Below are 19,363 nucleotides of genomic sequence, written 5' to 3' on the forward strand. Positions count from 1 at the left end.
GACGCCCATCGCTACCGCGGCAACGGGGCCGGAGCGATGGCGACGCTGCGGACGGCAGCGCTCAACCTGCTCCGACTGGCTGGATTTCAGTCGATCAGAGCCGGCATGCAAGCCGTAACTCACGACATCGCGGCGCTACTGGCGATGGCGACGAGAAAGCCAGCACCAAGCTCGAGTTAAGACTTTGAATCAGCCCTGGGTGCTGACGGGGCTGTGGATGGGCTGGATCTATCTGCCGGGGTTCCAGGGGCTCTTCAGCCCAGCCAACCCGATCGGGATGCTGGTGGGCGTCAAGCTGTCGCTGCTGGCCGGCACTGCCGCCCTGGCCCTGCACGCCCGGTTGCGGCTCATCCCCAACCTCACCGACGAGACCCTGGGCGGCCTGGCATGGCACATCCGTGGCATCACCGCCTTGGCCATCGCCTTCGTGGTGGTGGGGGCCTTTATCCGTCTGGGGGGCCTGAGCTGAGCTTGGATCCAGCAACTAGCCCTGCCCCCGCCAGTGCCTGCGTCAGCCGCGGCTGCACGAACTCGATGAAGGCCCGCGTGCGGGCCGGCAGGCGGGTTCCGCCGGGGAGCAGCAGCTGCACTGGCGTGGGTGGGGTTGCCTGATCGTCCAGAAGCGGCACCAACCGTCCGGCCTGGATCGCCTCATGGGCCAGCAGGCCAGGCAGGCGGGCGATGCCCAGGCCCTGTTCGGCCGCCGTGCGCAGCACCACAAAGTCGTCGCTGACCAACCGGCCGCTGACCGTGACCTCGCTGCTGCGGGCCCCGGCGCCAAACGGCCAGCTGCTGCGCACCTCCATCCCAGCGCGCGAGAAGCGCAGACAGGCATGGGACGACAGATCCGAGGGGCGCTGCGGGGTGCCGTGGCAGGCCAAATAGGCGGGGCTGGCGACAACGCGGTCGGAAGCGCTGCCGATCCGCCGGGTGATCAGGCTCGAATCCCGCAGCTGCCCGGCGCGGATCGCGACGTCAAAGCGCTCCGCCACCAGATCCACCAGGCGGTCGCTGAGAAGCAACACCACCTCCACCGCCGGATAGGCCTCAAGAAACTGGCTGAGCACCGGCGCCAGAAAGAGTTCGCCGATCGACACCGCGGTGGTGATCCGCAACCGGCCCCTGGGTTCCCGCTGTAATTCCGTCACGGCCTCCTGCGCCGCTTCCAGCCGGGCGATCGCCGCTTCTGCCTCCTCCACGAAGGCCAAGCCCGCGTCGGTGAGCGACAGCTTGCGGGTGGTGCGCTGCAGCAGCTGCACCCCCAGCTGGGCCTCCAGCTCGGAGACCTTGCGACTCACGGTGGTCTTGGGCATGCCGAGCCGCTCGGCGGCGGCGCGGAAGCTGCCCGCCTGCACCACGCGCACCAGCACCAGGGCGCCGTTGAGATCAAACTGACCCATATACGGGACAGTTTATCCCGATAATGAGGGATTGTCCTGCCCGTGGATTCATTACAAGGTGAATGGGCGCAGCGATCCCCTCGTTGCATCCCCACTCCCGATGTCCGTCATGACCACCGCCACGCACCCCTCCCCGCTCACCCTGCCGGCCGGCACCCATGCCCTCTGCAGCTGCGGCCTGAGCAAGAACGGAGCCTTCTGCGACGGCAGCCACCAGGGCAGCAGCCATTCCCCACGCATCCTCAATCTCGAAGAGGAGCAGACCGTTTATTTGTGCAGCTGCTGTGATTCCGCCAAGCAGCCCTTCTGCGATGGCAGCCATCTCCAACTGAGCGCCTCCACACCCCAGAGCCAGGGCCCGTGGTGGAAGTTCTGGGGCTGATCAGATCTGCTGCACCGCACCGTTTGCCCTCTCCTGGCCACACCAGGAACCTGTTGTCACCCATGACTCCCTCACCAGCCCCTTCCGTTCTGTTCGTGGCCCATGGCTCGCCGATGTTCGCCATCCGGCCCGGTGCGGCTGGAGCGGCACTTACGGCCCTGGCCGATGAGTTGGCGCGGCCTAGCGCTGTGCTGGTGATCAGCCCCCACTGGGAAACGGAGATCGCCACGGTTGGCACAGCCAGCCAGCTTGAGACCATCCACGACTTCGGGGGATTCGATCCGGCGCTCTATGCCATCCAGTACCCGGCTCAGGGTTCACCTCAGGGAGCGCAAGAGGTTGTGGCTGCGCTGGAGGCCGCCGGACTGCCGTTGCGCACCGATGCGCAGCGTGGCCTCGACCACGGCGCCTGGGTGCCGTTGCGGGTTTTGTTCCCGCAGGCCGACGTGCCCATCGTTCCCCTGTCGATTCAGCATCACGGCGGTCCTGATCACGCCTTCCGCGTGGGCCAGGCTCTGGCGCCCCTGGCCAAGCAGGGCTGGCTGATCGTGGCGACGGGCAACATCACCCACAACCTCCGCGACTGGCAGCAGGCCGAGATGGGCGCCTCCATCGACAGCAGCTACGCCCAGCGCTTCTCGGACTGGATCAATGGGCAGCTGCTCAGTGGGAACACCGCGGCCCTGCTGGACTACCGGCAGCGCCAAAGCGATGCGTTGCGGGCCCAGCCGCGCGACGAGCATCTGCTGCCGTTGTTCACCGCCCTCGGTGCCGCCGGGGCTGGAGCACAGGCACATGCCATCCACCGCGGCATCACCGATCACGTGATCGCGATGGATGGCTATGCGTTCGAGCAGACAGCAGCTCAATAGAGAACAGCACCGCAGCGATCGCGCTCTTCATCGGGGGCAACAGCCCTTCATAAAGGGGGGGCTCAACAGCAAAGGGCTGCAGGGCGGACCACCGGACGGATGCTGCTGACGGCAGCACTGGGGCCGCGGCGCATTCGCACCCGAACCGTGCAATGGGCCGGCCCCAGGTGTTCGATCAGGGCCTCGCGGGCCTCGTGCTGCAGCTCCTCGAGGGTCGGGGCGGTGATGTGGATGGGCAGGGTTTCGGCCTGGGCTTCCACCAGGTGGCCGGGACGTTCAGCCTCCAGGCGGAACACGACCTCACGCATGCGGGGTATCTCCTTCTTTCCGGCTCCATCCTTGGCCCGCTGAGGCGTTCCGGCAGGTGCGGCCGGATACGGGGAACCGGCCCTGCGGGCACCTGTCGCTGCATGGTCAGGCGAGCCAGCCCCGCCCAGCTGCCAGGCGTGCGGCCTCCTGCACGGCCGTGATGCAGCGCTTGGCGCGGCGCTTGGCATCGTCCTGGCCCTGGGACCGCAGCACGTAGGCCTCCATCGCTTCCGGTGTTTCGATCAGTGCCAGCAGACCCGTGGTGCGCGCACCGAGCGGGCCATCGGCGAGCAGACGGCTCACCAGCCCGTAGTCCCAGAGCTGATCACCTGTCGAGCCTGGAGCGAACAGCTTCTGGCGCAGCACAGCCAGCAGCGACTGCTTGAGGGCATCGAGCTGGCCGGGCCGCAGCCGGCGGGTGTTGGGCAGGCCCTCGCCCGTTCCGGCGGGGATGGCGGCGGGGCGATCCTGGGCGTGCTCCACGCTCCAGCTGAGGCCCGTTCCGGGTAGCCCCACGGTGGTGCGGGGGGCACCACTGCGAGCCACCGGGATGTTGAACGAGGCACCCCGGCCGCCCAACGAGATCGAGCTCAGGCCCCCCTTGGCGAAATTGAAACGCAGTGGGCCGAGGCGGGCGGAGCGGCGGAAGCGGAAGCCCATGGTTCTGCGGTACGCCCTTCTGGCCCAATCCCAAGGCTGCCCTCTGAACTGGCAGGCGGCAAATTCATGCACCCAGCGCATCGAAATGGCAGCGATGCGGACTCCAGCAATGGCATCCTGCTGGCTGACCCTGCTGCTGGCACTGGTTGCCGCCTTGCCGTCTGCCGGATCGGCCCAGACTGGGCAGGCAGAGGTGCTCTCGATCGGCGATGGCGACACCATCCGCGTGCAGCAGGGCCAGCAGCGGATCACGGTGCGGCTGGCCTGCATTGATGCGCCCGAGATGGCCCAGGCCCCCCATGGCGCCAAGGCCCGCAGCTACCTGCAGAGCCGGCTGCGGCTGGGCTCCAGCGTGACCCTCAGGACCCAGACAGTGGATCGCTACGGCCGCACCGTGGCTGAGGTTTTCAGTGGCGTGAACATCAACCTGGCACTGGTGGAAGACGGCATGGCCTTTGCCTACCGGAAATACCTGGGCCAGTGCGATGCCAAGGAGTACCTGGATGCCGAGTTCCGGGCCTCCCGCAGCCGCTATGGCGTGTGGCAGGTGCCCGGCGGCATCACCCGCCCCTGGGACTTCCGCCGCAGCCGATCAGAAGGGCGATCAGCAAGAACGACAGAGTCGATTCCTGGTGGCCGGAAGTATCGCTGCAAGGAGATCGGCTCTTATCAGCAAGCCCAGGTGCTGTTGCGTCAGGGACACACCTATCTGGACTCCAATGGTGATGGCGAGGCCTGCGAAAGCCTCCGATGAAGGGACGGGCACCCGCACCTTCTTGCTCTGGCAGCGATCTGGCTGGTCGTTAAGGTCCGGCCAACAACGCCTGCGCAACATGGCTCTTACTGGATCTGACCTGCTCGCCAAGGTCAAAGAGCTTGGTGATGCCTCCAAGTCGGATCTGGTGCGAGCCGCCGGCTACCTCAGCACCAAGAAGGACGGAAGCGAGCGGCTGAACTTCACGGCGTTCTATGAGGCGTTGCTGGAAGCCAAGGGCGTCAGCCTTGGAGATGGCGGTGGCAACGGCAAAGGGAAGGCCGGCCGCAGCTTGAGCTACATCACCAAGGTGCAGTTCAACGGCAACCTCATGGTGGGCATGGCGTACACAGGCCAGCTTGGCCTCAAGCCTGGTGATGAGTTCGAGATCAAGCTGGGCAAGAAGCAGATCCGGCTGATCCCCGTTGGCGGCAGCGACGATGAGGATTGAGGGAGCATTCACCTCTGTTACGGGTGGCATCAAGGCCTCAGGCGCTGTTGGCTTGAGGCACAACTTTCCCTAGCGTTGCTGCCCCTGGCACAGGGGCAGAGTGCACGAAAACAAGCTCGTCAACGACTGCCTGCGCCGCCACGGCGGTGCACTGCTGTTCATGGCACCGGAGTGGAGAGAAGACCAGCGTGCGGTGCCATGCCAGATCTTGGATGTCTTTGCGCTGCAGGTGGTGACTGGTTTCACCCGTGACCCGCAAGGAAAGTTGCTTCTGGAGGCCCATCCCTCGGTTGCGGCTGGCCGCAGCTGGTCGCTGGCCAAGGCCGCTCAGCTGGCGCGACTTGATGCCAGACCCGAGCGGTGGGTGGTGCTGCAGCGGAACAACAGAGCCTGGGGGATGTTCTGGGCAGCTGGTGGACTGCATCGCTGCCGCCAGGAGCTGCTGGAGACCTCGCAATCGCCAGCACTGAGCTCCGCCATCGTTCCGGTGACGCCGGAAGCAGTGCTGCGGCTGGTCCTCAATTTGGACACCGTTGACACATCACCCGCCGTGACGGTCCTCCAAGCCGATGTCGCGCCTGCAGCGGTGGGAGTCACCGGGGTCCTGAAAGCCGTGCTGTGGACTTCCCTGGCCTGGCTTGCCGCGCTGGCTCTGACCGCTGCCGGCTTCCTGGGAGTGCTGCGCGAGCAGGACCGCAAGCTGGAACTGCTGTTGGAGCGGCTGCCCCCGCCGGCCGCTGATCGCTGATGACCACACAGCCCCATCTCCACAGCCCGCGCTACATCGATGCCCTGGGCTGGGCCGCCCAGTTGCATAGCCGCCAGCGGCGCAAGGGCAAACCCGTGCCCTACATCTCCCATCTCATCGCCGTAAGCGGCCTGGTGTAGGAGGACGGCGGCGATGAGGAGCAGGCGATCGCCGGCCTGCTACACGATTCGATCGAGGACGCCGATCAGGACGAGGCCTCGATGGCACCACCTGGTACCTGCTGCGGATCCACCAGACCCTCAGCCCCTGCGCAGCACGGCCTACGAGCGGAAAATCCCAGCGGCATCACCCCGGTGGTGTGGGCCATGGACTACCTGGAGCGGCAATAGCAGAGTTCAGAGCAGGTGCCGATGTGTGTTGGGGTCGGGGCGGGGCGACCATGGAGACGCGGCGGTTAGGCAAGTGCTTGGGCGCACCACCTAAAGTGAGTGAGTACTCACTGGTGGCGCGTGGGCAGGGCTCCCTCCATTCCAGCGGCCGAGCGTCGCGCTCATGCGGTGCGGGCCCTGTTGGAGCTGGCCTGCAGCGTCGCGCCTGACGACATCAGCACCGCCGCCATCGCCCAGCGGATGGGGGTCAGCCATGCTGCCCTGTTCCGCCATTTCCCCAGCCGCGACGCCCTCTGGGCCGAGGCGGTGCAATGGGCCACCACTGAACTGGACCAGCGCTTCGATGCTGTTGGAACCGCCACAGACGATCCTCTTGAAGCGGTGACGCTGCTGCTGCAGTCCCACGTGGGGTTTCTTCAGAACCATCCTGGACTGCTGCGGATGTTCTTCGCCGAGCTCCAGCGACCTCAGACAAGCCCGGCCAGGGAGGAGGGCAAGGCTTTCATGAATCGCTTCAGGCAGCGCCTGGCGTGGCTCATCGAGGCTGCCCAGCGTGAGGCTGCCCTGGTGTCCGCCATCGAACCGCTCGAACGTGCCGGTCTGCTCGTAGCCATCAATCAGGGGCTGATGCTGCAGGGGCTGGTGCAGAACAGCCTCGAGGGTCTGGTGGAACGGGCCGGCAGGGCCCATGGGCTGCTGCTGGCCGACCTCAGGCCCGGGCGTACGGCCGCGGCTTGCCCAGCAGCAGCACCAGGGGCAGCACCAGCAGAAACAGCACTCCCACGGTCCTGAACACATCACCGAAGGCCAGCAGCGATGCCTGACGGTTCACCTGATCGCTGAGAATCCGAAGAGCTGAATCGTTCCACGGACCCTGATCGGGATAAGGAGAGTGCAGTAGCATCTGGAGCTGATACAGCCGCTGCTGCACCAGCGGGTTGGTGATGTTCAGATGCTCCACCAGCTGCGCCCGGTGCACTTCCCGCTGGTGGTCGAGCACCAGGGTGAGCAGGGCGATGCCGAAGGTGCCGCCCAGCTGGCGGGTGAGGTTGTAGAAGCCGCTTCCCGCCCCCACGTCCTCCCTAGGTAGCGGGCCGAGCGTGGCCAGGCTCAGTGGCAGGAACATCATCACCGTGGTGACGCCGCGCCAGATAAGGGGCCACCAGAGCGACTCCTCACCCGTGCCGGGACCGATGCCGCTCATCCAGAACATGGTGCCCACCATCAGCAAGGCGCCGGTGGCGATCAGAAGCCGGGGATCGATCCGGGTCACCACCCGGCTCAGCACTCCCATGAACAACGCAGACGCCAGGGCGCCCGGGAGCATCAACAGGCCGGTCTGGGTGGCGGTGTAGCCCAGCACGCTCTGGGCGAAGATCGGCACGATGAAGATGGTGCCGTAGAGGCCCAGGCCGAGCACGAGGGAGAACAGGCTCCCAGCCGCCAGGGAGCGGTGGCGCAGCACCCGCAGGTCAACGGCAGGGCGACGGCGCCACAGCTCCCAGACCACGAACATCGGCAGGCTCACCACCCCCAGCACGGTCAGTTGCACGATGCCGTGGTCGTTGAACCAGTCGTATTGGTTGCCCTGCTCCAGCACCATCTGCATGCTGCCCAGCCCCACCGCCAGCAGCAGGATCCCCACGGTGTCGATGCCGCCGCCGCGAAGCCGATCCTCAGGCCGATCAGGCTCAAGGAAGGTGAGGGCCAGCAGTGCCGCCAGGATGCCGAATGGCAGGTTGATGAAGAAGATCCAGCGCCAGCCCAGGCTGTCGGTGAGGTAGCCGCCAAGGGTGGGCCCGATCGCCGGGCCCACCAGCACCACGATGCCGAAAAGGCCCTGGGTCATCCCCTGCAGGTGGGTGGGCACGGCCCGGAAGATGATGGCCTGAGCCTTGGGCAGCAGGCCGCCGCCGAGCAGCCCCTGCAGGATGCGCGCCAGCACGAGCACAGGCAGGTTGGGCGCCAGGCCGCAGAGCACCGAGGCGGCCGTGAAGCCCACCAGGCAGAAGATGAAGTAGCCGCGCTGGCCGAACACGTTGCTCAGCCAGCTGCTCAGTGGAATCATCACCACCGTGGCCATGGCGTAGCCGGTCACCACCCAGCCCACCTCCGCCAGGGTGGCGCCCAGGTTGGCCTGGATGTCCACCAGCGCCACGTTGGTGATGCTGGTGTCGATGATTTCGAGCATGGCGCCCAGCGAGGCGGTGACCACCACGGCCCACTGGCGTGGGGTCAACCCCTTGGCGGGGGCCGGCTCCACCAGGGAGCCGGCGGTGGCGGTCACGGCTGGCGCACCCGCACGGTGGCTGACAGACCCGGCACTAGGGCTTGGCCGATGCGCCCGTCCGATCCGCTGGTGGGCAGCGGATCGAGGGCGATGCGGGCCGTCACCCTCTGCACCACCTTGGTGAAGTTGCCGGTGGCATTGTCCGGAGGCAGCAGGGCGAAGCGGGCTCCGGAGGCCGGCGCGATGCTCTGGATGTGGCCATGGAATACCTTGCCGGGGAAAGCGTCGAGTCGCACTTCTACCGGCTGGCCGGTCTGCAGGGCATTGAGCTGGGTTTCCTTGAAGTTGGCCTCCACCCAGGGGCGGCTGCCCACCAGGGTCATCACCGGCTGGCTCGGTACCACATGCATGCCCGGTTCGGCCTGCTTGGAGCCGATCCGGCCGGCCTGCGGCGAGACGATGCGGTCGTAGGAGAGCTGCAGGCGTGCGGCGGCCACGCTCACGGCGGACTGGCGCACCTGGGCAGCGGCGGCCTCGGCCTTGAGCCGGTCAGCCCCCACCTGGGTGATGCTGGCCTGGGCCTGCTGGCGGGTGGCCAGGCTGCGGGTGGCCTGAGCTTCTGCCTGGCGGTAAGTGGCGCGGGCCTGGTCCACGTCCTGCTTGGACACGCCGCCCTGGCGCAGCAGGAACTCGAGCCGGCTCAGAGCAACGCGGCTCAGCTCCAGCTGGGCCCGGGCTGACTGCTGGTCGGCGATGGCCAGGTTGCCGCTGGCCGCCGCGGTGCCGGCGGTGACGCCGGCTTGGTCGGCCATTGCCGCCGCCTGCCGCTGGGCCTGAGCCAGGTCGGCCTCGGCCTTAAACAGGGCTGCGCGGTCATTGCGGTCGTCGAGGGTGAACAACAACTGGCCGAGCCGCACGGTCTGGTTGTCCTTCACCGCCACCATGGTGATGTTGCCGGGAACACGGCTGGAGATCGGGGTGAGGGTGCCCTGAAGCTGGGCATCGTCGGTTTCGACCACGCCCCAGTGGTCGATCACCCAGCCGCCGATCCCGGCCGTCGCGGCAACCACTCCCAGTGGAATCGCCAGCAACCTGGCGTGACCCCACTTGCGACGAGGGGCGGGTGCCGTGTAAGTCACATCCCCATTGGTGGGTGCCGTTTTCAGCGCGACGGCGGATTGGGAGCGCAGGTCGACGGAGGCCACGGCCCTTGACGAGTGAGTGCTTGCTTACATAGCGTATCTCTCCCCGGCAGGGCGAGGCGCTGGCTTCTGCCCCTGCTGCAACAGCGTCTCGACGCTGGCCCCCTTAGCTTTGAGGGATCACTCTCATTCCCCTGTGCGGAGCACGTTCCTGCGCTCAGCTGATTTCGCCGACACGAAGCCCGGCGACAAGGCCACCGGGCTCTGAAGAAGTTTGGTTGATGGGGGGCGGAGCGTCCGGCGCTAGCTGCGCCGGTTAGTTACCACCACCACTGCAGCGTTTCGCCACCAGCGCAGCAGTGGGTGCTGTCTTAGCGTGTGATCAATGTCTCCTCAATCACCAGCTGAGCAGCTTCCCCAGACCGCTCCGTCTTGCAACGGCGCATCGATTAGACATCGCCATTGATAAACCCCACGGCAGAGGTGGGGCGTGAGTCCCTAGATCAAGACGCCAGCATCATCTCTTCGCCAGCGTGCGGCCACGGGGAGTCCGATGGCCAGCACCAGCTCACGCAGCATTCCCTTGCTCGCCTCTATCGGCACCGTTGCCGCTGCAGGGGTTTGACCGAGCCCATGGCGATCGAACAGCACGTGCATCAAGGGCCTGGCACCGTGCCCCGGATGGCATGGGCCCGCGCTGAAAGGGTGATCGGGCCGCTGCCGGCCGGCTGCAGGCGGGCCCGCAACAAATCGCGGAAGCCGGAGCGTTCCTCCTCGTTCATGGCCGTGAGGGCCTGACCAGCGCTCGGGCCGCCAAGGAAGGTATTCCAGAAGTCATCGAAGTCGCCGAAGGTGCGTTCCACAGCGATCGCTCTCGTCTGGATGTCCCTCAAGCCGGCGGTGATCCAGAGATCCCGCAGCACCTCAAAGCGCGAGGCCTCCGGACTGGGGGGCATTGGGGTGGCGCGGCCGACGGAGCTCAGTGCTTCCGTCACGTCTCGATAGGGGAAGCCCCCGCCCTCCATGTCCCAGGCGTAGGCGGCCACGGTGCCACCCGGGGCAACGACACGCGCCATTTCTGCCACACCTTGCGCCGGTTGAGGCACGAAAAAGATCACCAACGGCATGACCGCGAGATCGAACGCAGCGTCCTGGAACGGCAGGGCCATGGCGTCGGCGTTCACAAACTCGACGCTCGTCAGCAGAGGATGCTGCCGGGCGAAGGCGAGTTGCGCTTCCGACGGGTCGATGCCGACGAGCGAGATCGGTGCGCTCTGTTCAACGATCAGTTGCGTGAAGGCGCCATTGCCACAGCCCACATCCAGCCAGCGCAGACCGGGCTGCGGCGCGATCCAGCCCAGAAATTCTTGGCCGGCGAGGCGGCTCCAGACCCCCATGAAACGGTCGTAACCGGCCCCATCGGTGAAGCGGATGGGTTCACTGGTCATGGCCATCAGGTTCTCACAGGATTCAAAACGGCGCTTCTCTCACGATGCCAGCAGATGCTCGCGTCTGGCTTCGTGAGTGATCCTTGAGGTTCCCCCGGTTCATTGGACAAGTCGGTAAGGGTCAGGCCATGACCACCAGACTTCCTCGTCTATTACGAACCTGACGATCAGCTCCACCCGGGAGGTGGGCAGGCTCCCTTCTCGCGCCGCTGTTCCTCTCGGTACCTCTGCTTCTGACCTCAATTCCACTGGAAATTCCCGAGGGGAGAAGGGGGCATGGCGTCCTTTTGCCGATTTCCCGCTTCAGCGAAGCAAATAAAAGTGGCACAGGGTTTTGCTTCGATGGTGCCACTTCCGTGCCACAGGGGTTTCCGAGGCCCAGGTAAGACAGGGCTTTTGAGGGGTTTGGACTTTATTGGGTCCTGGCTCATGTTGCCGCGTGTGAACAGCTCTCTGGCGCCATCGAGCAGCTGCCGCTTCAACTGGCTCACCTGGATGGGGTGGATGGCGTGATCTTCGGCGATCTCCTTGATCGTCTTGCGGCCACTGATCGCCTCCATGGTGACCCTGGCCTTGAACTCGGGGCTGTGGGTACGGCGCTTGCTCATCGATGGGAGCCCCTTTCAGGGGCAGTACCCCGCCTCAAAGGCTAACGATGGGACCTGTCCAGAAAAGCCAGTCCACCTCACTCAGTGAATCCAGAGATTGACGTTGAGTAGTTCAGAAAACGAAAGTAGTATCGACAGACTCCTGACACGAAGAGCAGTTCAACCGAATTTCCGATGAACCCCCGGTCGAAGAACAGCAGATGTGTCTGATGGTAAAGAGGTAACATCCATAGGCGATACCAAAAGATCACCATGAAAATTAAAGGCAGGAGAAAGAAAGAGCAAAACGTCAACACCCCAAGAAGTTGGTATGGGTTGATTGCTAGAAAAACCGCCGAATCAGCTGGACAACCATCGACGTTTACAATAGCATTATTAATTATTATTATTTGGGGTATTACTGGACCGCTGTTTGGCTACAGCGATACGTGGCAATTGGTGATCAATACCGGAACAACCATTATCACCTTCTTGATGGGTTTTTTGATTCAAAATACTCAAGGCAGAGACACAGATGCAATTCAGATCAAACTTGACGAACTCATTCGTACAACCAAGGGAGCGCGTAAAGACATCATTGGACTTGAAGACCTGAGCGAAGATCAATTAATATTAATGCTCAAAAGATATAAGAAACTGACCAGGGCGACAAGAAAATTGCTCTTAAGGAATGCCGATGGATCATTCCAGGAATATGAAGTTCCGAATGGAGCAGGTGAAAAAGAAGAGACTCCATGACATAAGTGATCTTTGATTGATAAGCGTGGACCCTGCACCGCTGGAAACTTTTCAGGGTGTGCAGATGCTTCTGACGTGGACCCCAAAAACTGAACCAGGCCATATGAGAGCTTCCCCACCGAGCGGACTTCTTTCCTGACGCAGGGGGCCCTCAGGTCCTGCGCACAACCACCACTCCATGGATGGCACGTGCCTGCAGCCCATGGCTGGCCAGCAGCGCTCGCAGGTCCTGCAGGGTCATGCCACTGCGGGCGACCTGCTCGGGACTGAGCAATGCCCTGGTGGCGGCTGATTCGAAGACGTTCTCCTGGGTCCAAAAGCGGTAGCGGCCAAAGCCCGCCGCTGGCGGGGCCGGCACCGCCAGGCTGTTGAGCACCATCACCATGCTGGCCACGCCGCAGTAGGCGGGATTGGCCTGGGTGAGGAACTGCTCGGCCAGCGGTCCGTAGTCGGCGCGATCGACGCTCTGCATCAGCAGGGTCTGGCCCTGGGGCTCCGGCAGGGGGATGGTGATCACCGACTGGGCAAGGGGCGGTGGGGCCCAGGGGCAGCATCGCCGTCAGAGCGACACCGAGCCCGCCGCAGAAGGCCACGGTTGCCCGTCGCCGTAGTGCCTTCTGGTGGTGGAAGGACCCGGTGGATGACCGTCGAGGTGTCGGAAGCACGGATGCGCAGGTTGTGCTGGATTCTCTCCAGCGCCAGGCCCATCATCGTCGCGTCCTTCTTTTAGCCCCCCCTGGCCTCGCGCTCATCAGGCATGAATCACGCCGGAGGGGCCTTAGCGCCCTTTCGGTTTTTGACCCTCTCAGAATTGGGCAGGGCCTATACGGCTTTGCTTGGCCTCAAATCAGCGGGCGCGAGTGACGTCGAAAAGGGATCGACACCAAGCGCCGACCTCAGAGCCTGTGGCCCGTCCATAACAGCTGCAGCCTGTAGCTCATCTGATCAAGCAGCAGTTGCAGGGCCGTGGCCCCTGAGGGCCTGCCGTAGGGCACAACGCCTCCCGGCATGAGCCTGGCTACCTCCCGGGGGTCAAGCGCCGCCAAAGGTTGATGGCGAACCAGTGCAAGAGCGGTGGCGATGGCCAGTCCTTGGCCCACCGAGACGTTGAACTCCACGATGCGGCCAATCCCTTCGCCGGGTCCGGCATAGCCAGCGGCTGGCCCCAGCACCGCGAGGTTGTCGATTTCCCGGGGCAAGGTGTGGCGGTAGCCGAAATTGAACGTGGGCCTGGCCTTTGGCAGCAGCCTGGACGCATCGCCGCGAAAGTCGAGGGGATAAGTGAAGGTCCCTAGGGCCTCTGAGCGATCTACCCCGCCGACGGCCATCTGTCCAACACCTAGGGATTGAGCGGGAAGCGCAATCTGGTCGGCGGAGCGCACGTACAACTCCGGCATCCAGACCACCTTTGTGGCCCCAAGGCTGCGAAAGAACCGCGTTACAGCTGTAGCTGGGGGCCGCATCCAGGGAAGCGGACGATTGCCGCCCGCCAACACCTGACGGTTTTGTACGGCGTCGTTGGGAAACAGCAGCGCGTTGAAGCTCAGACGACCCGGCAGCAGGGCAATGTTGGCCTGATCCAACAGCACTCTCCCTCCCGCAGGTACAGGCCGCCAACCAGACAGACCATGGAAGGCCACGGTCAGGGCGGGGCTGCGCACGTCAGCGGAGTCGCTGGTGCTGGGGTAGGCGAGCGAGAAGCGCCCCCCTTCGTCGAGCAGGTCGGCCAGCAGGCGCCGGGGATGCTGGGAGTAGTCGGGCCACCAGTGCAACCAGCCTTGAGCCTGAAGATCACTTGGATCGAGCAGACGGCGGCTCAGTCGCTCCTCCTGGCGCTGGAGGTCATTGAGGGAAAGACCTTCTACCTCGAAGATCCAGCCCAGGGCAAGGCTGTCGTCGCGCAGCGTTCGTGGCCCAAGACCCTCAAGAAACGCCACATCACTTCGGTGAGCTACCTGCGCACTTAGGCTGGCGTCGATGAACAGATCGGCCCCAAGGCTGCCGTAGCGGCTCGTGCGCAGCGTGCACAGCCGAGGTCCCTGCCGCTGGACCCCCCAGAACTTGGCCCGTGGCAGCACAGGTATGCCGGCAGCTGCCAGGGCCCGGCGGAACGTTCGGGAGGCCCGGCGGGGATCCACGGCCACCACTCGTACGCCCATGAGCCTCAACATGCGTCCGTAAAGCTCAGACGAAGCGGCGAACGGCCCCAGCAGTGCGCGCATGTCGCGGGGCACCTGGTTGCGATCCAGGTAGGCCAGGCCGGACCGGGCGATAGTGCCCCCCAGGCCAGCGCTTATGTCGGCATCGCTCACCACCAGCACCTTCGGCATGGATTTACCCCCCAGGCGCAGGAGCTGACGCCGTACCTCCAGGGCCGTCATCAGCCCGGCAGGTTCATCGCCAAACACGATCACATCGGCGTGGCGTTGACCCTTGATCTGGCAGGTCGCCAAGTTGCGCGGCGGGGTCGCTCTAGCGGCGGAAGGGAGCAGTGTCGTCAACTGGAGAGCCAGTGCCAGGGCCACCCCTAGGCTTTTGCTCCCGGGGTCAATGGCGATCGCTTGCAGAGGTCGAACGGGCGATGCCTGTTGGGTGCCGTGAGCCTAGGAAGGCGCACCGCTGGGCTCCTGAGCCCATGGCCGCTGTTGGCCGCCTTGGCGTTCGTTTTCGGGGGCACCGAAGCAATCGTCGGTTCCGCCGCCGCACAGCCCATCGCATCCCCGCCACCCCAGTCGCCCCTTGAGCGCCGCAGAGAGGGACCTGCGGATTCACTTGGCGTCTGGCTCACGACCGTGGACAGCGCCGTGATGTTCGATCCGGAGGCCGCCGCTCGGGCTGTGGAGCTATTCGCACGCCAAGGCGTGACTCGGGTCGCCGTGCCCATTTACACCGGGGGTTACGCCTATTGGCCGGTGACAACCACCAGCAATCCTCTACAGCTGGCCGTCGATCCACGCCTGAGCGATCCCCTCGCCCCGACTCAGCTGCTGAGGGACCTGCGCGAAAAAGGCATACAGACCCTGGGCTGGATGGAATTCGGGCTGATGGCGCCGGTCGACGCCCCCTGGCTGGTTGGGCGCCAAGGGCTGCTGCTGCAAGACCTGAATGGCCAAGTGCGTTGGAGCGAGAGTCCAGGCCTTGATCGGGTCTGGTTGAACCCAGCCTTGCCGGAGGTGCGCCGGGCCCTTGTGGCACTGGCGGTGGATGCCTGCAGGCGGTTGCCGCTCGATGCCCTCCAGTTCGACGACCATCTGGGCTATCCGGCCCGTTTCGGCTACGACCCGGCCACCCTGGCCCTGTGGCGGGCCACCCCGGCTGGCCGTCTCCAGCCCTTGCCGACTGCCGACGATCCGACCTGGTTGCGTTGGCGGGCGGGCCTGGTGACGACGCTGCTGGCGGAGATCCGGCAGGGAATGGCCAAGGCCTGCCCGGGGGTGGCCCTCTCGGTGTCGACTAACCCGATGCCGTTCTCGCTCGAGGCCTATCTGGCGGACTGGCCGAGCTGGGTGAGTGCGGGTCTGGTAGATGAGGTGGTGGTGCAGATGTACCGGCGGGACCTGGGGGCCTTGCAGGGGGAGTTGGAGCGGCCCAGCCTCCAGCAGGCCGCCCAGCGGGTGCCGATGCGCATCGGTCTGCTGGCGGGTCTGAAAAGCGCGCCGAAGGATCCGCAACTGTTGCAGCAGGAGCTTGAGCTGGTGCGCCAGCGGGGGTGGACCGGGGTCGACCTGTTCTTTTATGAGTCGGCCCTGCCCTACCTGCTCAGGCCCACACCGGCGCCAACCCCTAGGGCAGAACCCCGCCCGTCGCCATGAGGGGCGCGGCATCTGGTTCTAGGCGATCGTCTTCTTTGATCGGCCTGGGCCTTGCCGGTCCTGGGCACCTGAGGCGAGGCCGTTAACGGTGCAATGGATGGCGACGTTGCGACACGCCGGGGAGGTCAGTGATCCGTCGAGAGTGTTGGAGCAGGGACCGGATCGTCAGCGCGCTCCTGACGCCTGACCAGGGGGAGTGTCATCCATCGTTGGGCCTCCGAAACCGATGTACCAACGATCGGACGGCCAGAGGGCAGGGGCAATAGGGGTTAAGGGCTATCCGGATGACGGCAGTAGATCAGACGGGTCTTCGGCTCGCCATGGGCGGACAAGTGAGCCTGCTGCATGGCTTTCGGGCCACTTCGGCCCTACCGGTGGGTGCATCGCGACGGGGTGTGGGTTCGGGACCTTGTTCAGTTCCGGCATCGACGTCGGCCCCGCGCGCACTGCAGCCTGCAGGAGCCGAAGGCCAGTCAAGATAGTCCAGGCACGCCGCGTCGTCAGGGAACCACGAGCGCATTTCCACGAGATTTACGGGGTGGTGCACCCCAGCCACCGGCGAAGAAATCACGGGACAATCATAATGCCGTCATCCGGATACCCCATTAGGGGTTTATGCCTGAGGCAGGCACCCCCGAGCACTGGCCAGCCGGCCTGCTTCCTGGACCGCCTCGATGCAGCGATGGGCCCGGCGCTTGAGATCGTCCTGGCCCTGGGACCGCAGCACGTAGGCCTCCATCGCTTCCGGTGTTTCGATCAGTGCCAGCAGACCCGTGGTGCGCGCACCGAGCGGGCCATCGGCGAGCAGACGGCTCACCAGCCCGTAGTCCCAGAACCGATCACCTGTCGAGCCTGGAGCGAACAGCTTCTGGCGCAGCACAGCCAGCAGCGACTGCTTGAGGGCATCGAGCTGGCCGGGCCGCAGCCGGCGGGTGTTGGGCAGGCCCTCGCCCGTTCCGGCGGGGATGGCGGCGGGGCGATCATGGGCGTGCTCCACGCTCCAGCTGAGGCCCGTTCCGGGCAGCCCCACGGTGGTGCGGGGGGCACCACTGCGAGCCACCGGGATGTTGAACGAGGCACCCCGGCCGCCCAACGAGATCGAGCTCAGGCCCCCCTTGGCGAAATTGAAACGCAGTGGGCCGAGGCGGGCGGAGCGGCGGAAGCGGAAGGGCATGGGGCCGCACCGGCTCAAAAGCCAAGAAGAGGCAGATCCTGCCTCTTCTTGCCCGTGCTGCAGTGATTCCTCTTTGAGATACCCCAATTCGGCCTAGGCCGTCAACATTGCTGACGTTTCCGGTGGGCGCTATGCGTAACACGCTCCTAGGATTGATTTTGAGCGAAGGCCCATAAGCCCCTCCTACGGTCGGGGCGTTCGTCCATTCCAAGCACAGGTGTGGGTTATGGAAACGATCGAGATTCCGGAGAAGCAAGCCATGGTGGAGGCCCTCAACCGGATCCTGGAGTTGGAGCTGGCAGGGGTGGTGAAGTACACCCACTACTCGCTGATGGTGTACGGCTACAACAGGATACCGATTGTGTCGTGGTTGAAGGGAAATGCCACGGAGGGTTTGATGCATGCGCACAAGGCCGGAGGAATGGTCACCTTGCTTGGTGGACATCCCTCGCTGCGCATTGGCACCCTGCTGGAAACCCAGAAGCACGACATTGGCGACATTCTTCGCGAAAGCCTTGAGCATGAATCGATGGCCCTGAAGGCCTACTATGAATTACTTGCTCTTGCTGAGAATCGATCAGTTCTGCTGGAAGAGTATGCTCGCGAAATGATTGTCCTTGAAGAAATGCATCTCGATGAGGTCAACAAGATGCTGCGTCGCCCTGGGGAGCTGGAGCCATTTTCAACGTGACTCCCTGCGCCTGAATTCCGGGTCATTCAGCCTGATCCTGATCGGGCGGCCGGACCGGAGGGTTTCTCCTCCCCTCTCTCAAAAAAGTTTCCGAATCCCCTCCCCACCAGGCCCGCCAATAAGCCAAAACGGCTCTGACTTGCCACCCTGAGATCAGCGTTCAATAGTCTGGGGGCTGGCTGATGTGGGTCTTCCTGCCAGAGGGATTCGTATCGATCGTGGCCGACAGGAGCGACCCATCTGGTGGTCGGCTGCTGGTCCGCGCACGCCGGCGGGAGCATCTGGAGGCCTTTCTCGGGGGGCCTGAGGAGCGGATCGAGGAGAACCCTTCGGCTGACTACAGATGGAGGGCCTGGGTTCCTTACAGCGCCCTGGGAGGCAGAACTCCCCATGAGGTCTACATTGAGACAGAACCCTGTTCCCCCCGTCCGGAGTTAACGATGTCAGGGGTCCGGGCTGTCCAATAAAAGCCATCCAACTCAAGCTTCACCTCGGCCACGTGAATTGGATAGGGATGTAAGTGCTCACCAGTCTCTGGCTACCTCCCATCTCCGGTGAACATCCACGGCTTCTGGACCCGTTCAAGGCGGCCATGGATTTCCCACCAAACCAGCAAGTGCTGCTGGAGCTCCTGAATTTCAGCTGGACCACTCACTACCTGGCGGAGCCCAGAACAACTTCGATCGCATCCACCGCTCCATGGGCTCCACCGGCTTCAGCAGCTTCTTGGGCGAGAGCTGCGGCCGAGATACGAAACGATGGCTCCTCCAAAACTCGTCTGACTGCAGACCTAATGGCCGACGGTTCCGGAGTTGCAGTCGCCAGATCAATCGACGCACCGGTCAGCTGCAATCGCGCACAGACCTCAGGCTTGTCCTCGCTCTTACCAGCGGTGACCATCGGAATCCCGTGGCGCAGTGCCGCCTGCACACCCTGAAACCCACCGTTGGTCACAACCACGGAGACTTTCGGCAGCAGGATTCCATAGGGGATGTACCCAGCCGCCCTGGCATTGGGCGGCAGGGGACCGAGGGCATCAAGCCCCCCATCAAGGCGGCCCGTGCAGGCCACAACCAGCACAGGCTCATCCGCAAGTGCCTCAAGCGTGGGGCGCAGGAGCTGAGTTGGGTCATTGCTGATGGTGCCCTGACTGACGTGAACCACCGTGGTGTTATCGAGTTCACCCCACCACGCCGGAGGTGCGAACGCTTCATCTTTGTTCTCCAGCAGAGGTCCGACAAAGACCACCTGGCGTGGACAGTCTGGCCTTGGATACTCAAAGCTCTGCACCGTCCCGCTGAGAACGAGGTGCGGTGAGACAACATCAAACAGCCAGGGCCGCATCGGTGGCAAAGACAGAGCTGCTCTGGCTTGATCAGCGCTGCGGCGCAGCGATCGGAACAGCACGTTGCGTACCAGACCCTGCAGCAGTCGGTTGCGGATCCGGCCCAGCCAGGAATCATCCGGAGGCAATGAAAGCCCAAACGGTGCCAGCGCGCGACTGGGCAACGTCAGGACGGTGCAACACAACTGAACCCAGGGACGCCCGGTGCATTCCGACCACCAGGCACCCGCCATCAGAAAGCTGTCGCAC

The 19,363-nt window shown here is 64.5% G+C and carries 23 protein-coding genes; 11 read left to right on the top strand and 12 right to left on the bottom strand.

What is annotated here, in order from left to right; genetic code table 11:
- The first annotated feature begins 199 nt into the window (after nt 1-199).
- Nucleotides 200-469 (top strand): CopD family protein, encoded by a 270-nt coding sequence (locus CJZ82_RS08615; protein ID WP_233130142.1) that lies wholly within the window; start codon nt 200-202, stop codon nt 467-469.
- On the opposite strand, the gene CJZ82_RS08620 is transcribed toward CJZ82_RS08615, so the two are convergent.
- Nucleotides 444-1,400, bottom strand: coding sequence for a LysR family transcriptional regulator (locus tag CJZ82_RS08620; protein ID WP_094555386.1), 957 nt, complete (start codon nt 1,398-1,400; stop codon nt 444-446). The genes CJZ82_RS08615 and CJZ82_RS08620 overlap by 26 nt on opposite strands.
- A 109-nt stretch (nt 1,401-1,509) precedes the next feature.
- Between CJZ82_RS08620 and CJZ82_RS08625 the strand changes: the two genes are divergently transcribed.
- Entirely contained in the window at nt 1,510-1,782 is a 273-nt protein-coding gene (locus CJZ82_RS08625) for a CDGSH iron-sulfur domain-containing protein (RefSeq protein ID WP_233130143.1), read from the top strand.
- A gap of 62 nt (nt 1,783-1,844) precedes the next feature.
- Nucleotides 1,845-2,654, top strand: coding sequence for a class III extradiol ring-cleavage dioxygenase (locus CJZ82_RS08630; RefSeq protein WP_094555388.1), 810 nt, complete (start codon nt 1,845-1,847; stop codon nt 2,652-2,654).
- A gap of 62 nt (nt 2,655-2,716) precedes the next feature.
- On the opposite strand, the gene CJZ82_RS08635 is transcribed toward CJZ82_RS08630, so the two are convergent.
- Together CJZ82_RS08635 and CJZ82_RS08640 are read right to left on the bottom strand one after the other, a co-directional pair.
- The gene (locus CJZ82_RS08635; protein WP_198949714.1) at nt 2,717-2,962 is read right to left on the bottom strand and encodes a hypothetical protein; all 246 of its coding nucleotides are present in this window, start codon (nt 2,960-2,962) and stop codon (nt 2,717-2,719) included.
- Between the two features lie 106 nt (nt 2,963-3,068).
- The gene (locus CJZ82_RS08640; RefSeq protein ID WP_094555389.1) at nt 3,069-3,623 is read right to left on the bottom strand and encodes a DUF4236 domain-containing protein; all 555 of its coding nucleotides are present in this window, start codon (nt 3,621-3,623) and stop codon (nt 3,069-3,071) included.
- Between the two features lie 109 nt (nt 3,624-3,732).
- On the opposite strand from CJZ82_RS08640, the gene CJZ82_RS08645 reads away from it, so the two are divergent.
- The 5 genes from CJZ82_RS08645 to CJZ82_RS08665 all read left to right on the top strand — a co-directional run bounded on the left by CJZ82_RS08645 (nt 3,733) and on the right by CJZ82_RS08665 (nt 6,718).
- Entirely contained in the window at nt 3,733-4,377 is a 645-nt protein-coding gene (locus CJZ82_RS08645) for a thermonuclease family protein (RefSeq protein WP_094555540.1), read from the top strand.
- 79 nt (nt 4,378-4,456) lie between these two features.
- Nucleotides 4,457-4,828 (top strand): AbrB family transcriptional regulator, encoded by a 372-nt coding sequence (locus CJZ82_RS08650; protein WP_094555390.1) that lies wholly within the window; start codon nt 4,457-4,459, stop codon nt 4,826-4,828.
- 100 nt (nt 4,829-4,928) lie between these two features.
- Nucleotides 4,929-5,576, top strand: a complete 648-nt coding sequence (locus CJZ82_RS08655) for a hypothetical protein (RefSeq protein WP_094555391.1) — start codon at nt 4,929-4,931, stop codon at nt 5,574-5,576.
- On the top strand, nt 5,576-5,716 hold the full coding sequence (locus tag CJZ82_RS19580) for a hypothetical protein (RefSeq protein WP_198949715.1): 141 nt from the start codon (nt 5,576-5,578) through the stop codon (nt 5,714-5,716). The genes CJZ82_RS08655 and CJZ82_RS19580 overlap by 1 nt, the downstream gene beginning before the upstream one ends.
- A gap of 330 nt (nt 5,717-6,046) precedes the next feature.
- Nucleotides 6,047-6,718, top strand: a complete 672-nt coding sequence (locus tag CJZ82_RS08665; RefSeq protein WP_158218517.1) for a TetR/AcrR family transcriptional regulator — start codon at nt 6,047-6,049, stop codon at nt 6,716-6,718.
- Here the strand turns inward: CJZ82_RS08665 and CJZ82_RS08670 are convergent.
- The 5 genes from CJZ82_RS08670 to CJZ82_RS19345 all read right to left on the bottom strand — a co-directional run bounded on the left by CJZ82_RS08670 (nt 6,636) and on the right by CJZ82_RS19345 (nt 11,354).
- Complete coding sequence (locus CJZ82_RS08670) at nt 6,636-8,213, bottom strand: DHA2 family efflux MFS transporter permease subunit (protein WP_233130144.1); 1,578 nt, start codon at nt 8,211-8,213, stop codon at nt 6,636-6,638. The genes CJZ82_RS08665 and CJZ82_RS08670 overlap by 83 nt on opposite strands.
- On the bottom strand, nt 8,210-9,361 hold the full coding sequence (locus CJZ82_RS08675) for an HlyD family secretion protein (RefSeq protein WP_094555393.1): 1,152 nt from the start codon (nt 9,359-9,361) through the stop codon (nt 8,210-8,212). The genes CJZ82_RS08670 and CJZ82_RS08675 overlap by 4 nt, the downstream gene beginning before the upstream one ends.
- Before the next feature lie 435 nt (nt 9,362-9,796).
- Entirely contained in the window at nt 9,797-9,955 is a 159-nt protein-coding gene (locus CJZ82_RS18340; protein ID WP_158218518.1) for a hypothetical protein, read from the bottom strand.
- Nucleotides 9,955-10,746 carry a class I SAM-dependent methyltransferase gene (locus CJZ82_RS08680; RefSeq protein WP_094555542.1) on the bottom strand — a complete coding sequence of 264 codons (792 nt, stop codon included), beginning with the start codon at nt 10,744-10,746 and terminating at the stop codon, nt 9,955-9,957. Before CJZ82_RS08680 ends, CJZ82_RS18340 begins: the two co-directional genes overlap by 1 nt.
- Nucleotides 10,747-10,985: 239 nt before the next feature.
- Nucleotides 10,986-11,354, bottom strand: a complete 369-nt coding sequence (locus CJZ82_RS19345) for a transposase (RefSeq protein WP_255380831.1) — start codon at nt 11,352-11,354, stop codon at nt 10,986-10,988.
- Between the two features lie 252 nt (nt 11,355-11,606).
- On the opposite strand from CJZ82_RS19345, the gene CJZ82_RS08690 reads away from it, so the two are divergent.
- On the top strand, nt 11,607-12,092 hold the full coding sequence (locus CJZ82_RS08690; protein ID WP_094555394.1) for a low affinity iron permease family protein: 486 nt from the start codon (nt 11,607-11,609) through the stop codon (nt 12,090-12,092).
- Nucleotides 12,093-12,243: 151 nt separating this feature from the next.
- Here CJZ82_RS08690 and CJZ82_RS08695 read toward each other — a convergent pair whose 3' ends face one another.
- Nucleotides 12,244-12,609, bottom strand: coding sequence for a phytochelatin synthase family protein (locus CJZ82_RS08695; RefSeq protein WP_233130145.1), 366 nt, complete (start codon nt 12,607-12,609; stop codon nt 12,244-12,246).
- A gap of 379 nt (nt 12,610-12,988) precedes the next feature.
- Nucleotides 12,989-14,545, bottom strand: coding sequence for an FAD-dependent oxidoreductase (locus tag CJZ82_RS08700; RefSeq protein WP_094555395.1), 1,557 nt, complete (start codon nt 14,543-14,545; stop codon nt 12,989-12,991).
- Between the two features lie 192 nt (nt 14,546-14,737).
- Here CJZ82_RS08700 and CJZ82_RS08705 point away from each other — a divergent pair, with 192 nt between their 5' ends.
- Nucleotides 14,738-15,904 carry a family 10 glycosylhydrolase gene (locus tag CJZ82_RS08705; protein ID WP_094555396.1) on the top strand — a complete coding sequence of 389 codons (1,167 nt, stop codon included), beginning with the start codon at nt 14,738-14,740 and terminating at the stop codon, nt 15,902-15,904.
- Nucleotides 15,905-16,517: 613 nt separating this feature from the next.
- Here CJZ82_RS08705 and CJZ82_RS08710 read toward each other — a convergent pair.
- On the bottom strand, nt 16,518-17,078 hold the full coding sequence (locus CJZ82_RS08710) for a DUF4236 domain-containing protein (RefSeq protein WP_094555397.1): 561 nt from the start codon (nt 17,076-17,078) through the stop codon (nt 16,518-16,520).
- Nucleotides 17,079-17,304: 226 nt separating this feature from the next.
- On the opposite strand from CJZ82_RS08710, the gene CJZ82_RS08715 reads away from it, so the two are divergent.
- Nucleotides 17,305-17,769 carry a bacterioferritin gene (locus CJZ82_RS08715; protein WP_094555398.1) on the top strand — a complete coding sequence of 155 codons (465 nt, stop codon included), beginning with the start codon at nt 17,305-17,307 and terminating at the stop codon, nt 17,767-17,769.
- Between the two features lie 654 nt (nt 17,770-18,423).
- Here the strand turns inward: CJZ82_RS08715 and CJZ82_RS08725 are convergent.
- Nucleotides 18,424-19,278 carry a glycosyltransferase gene (locus CJZ82_RS08725; protein ID WP_369820040.1) on the bottom strand — a complete coding sequence of 285 codons (855 nt, stop codon included), beginning with the start codon at nt 19,276-19,278 and terminating at the stop codon, nt 18,424-18,426.
- Nucleotides 19,279-19,363: the final 85 nt, after the last annotated feature.

This window comes from Synechococcus sp. 1G10, from assembly GCF_002252625.1.
Classification (GTDB): domain Bacteria; phylum Cyanobacteriota; class Cyanobacteriia; order PCC-6307; family Cyanobiaceae; genus Regnicoccus_A.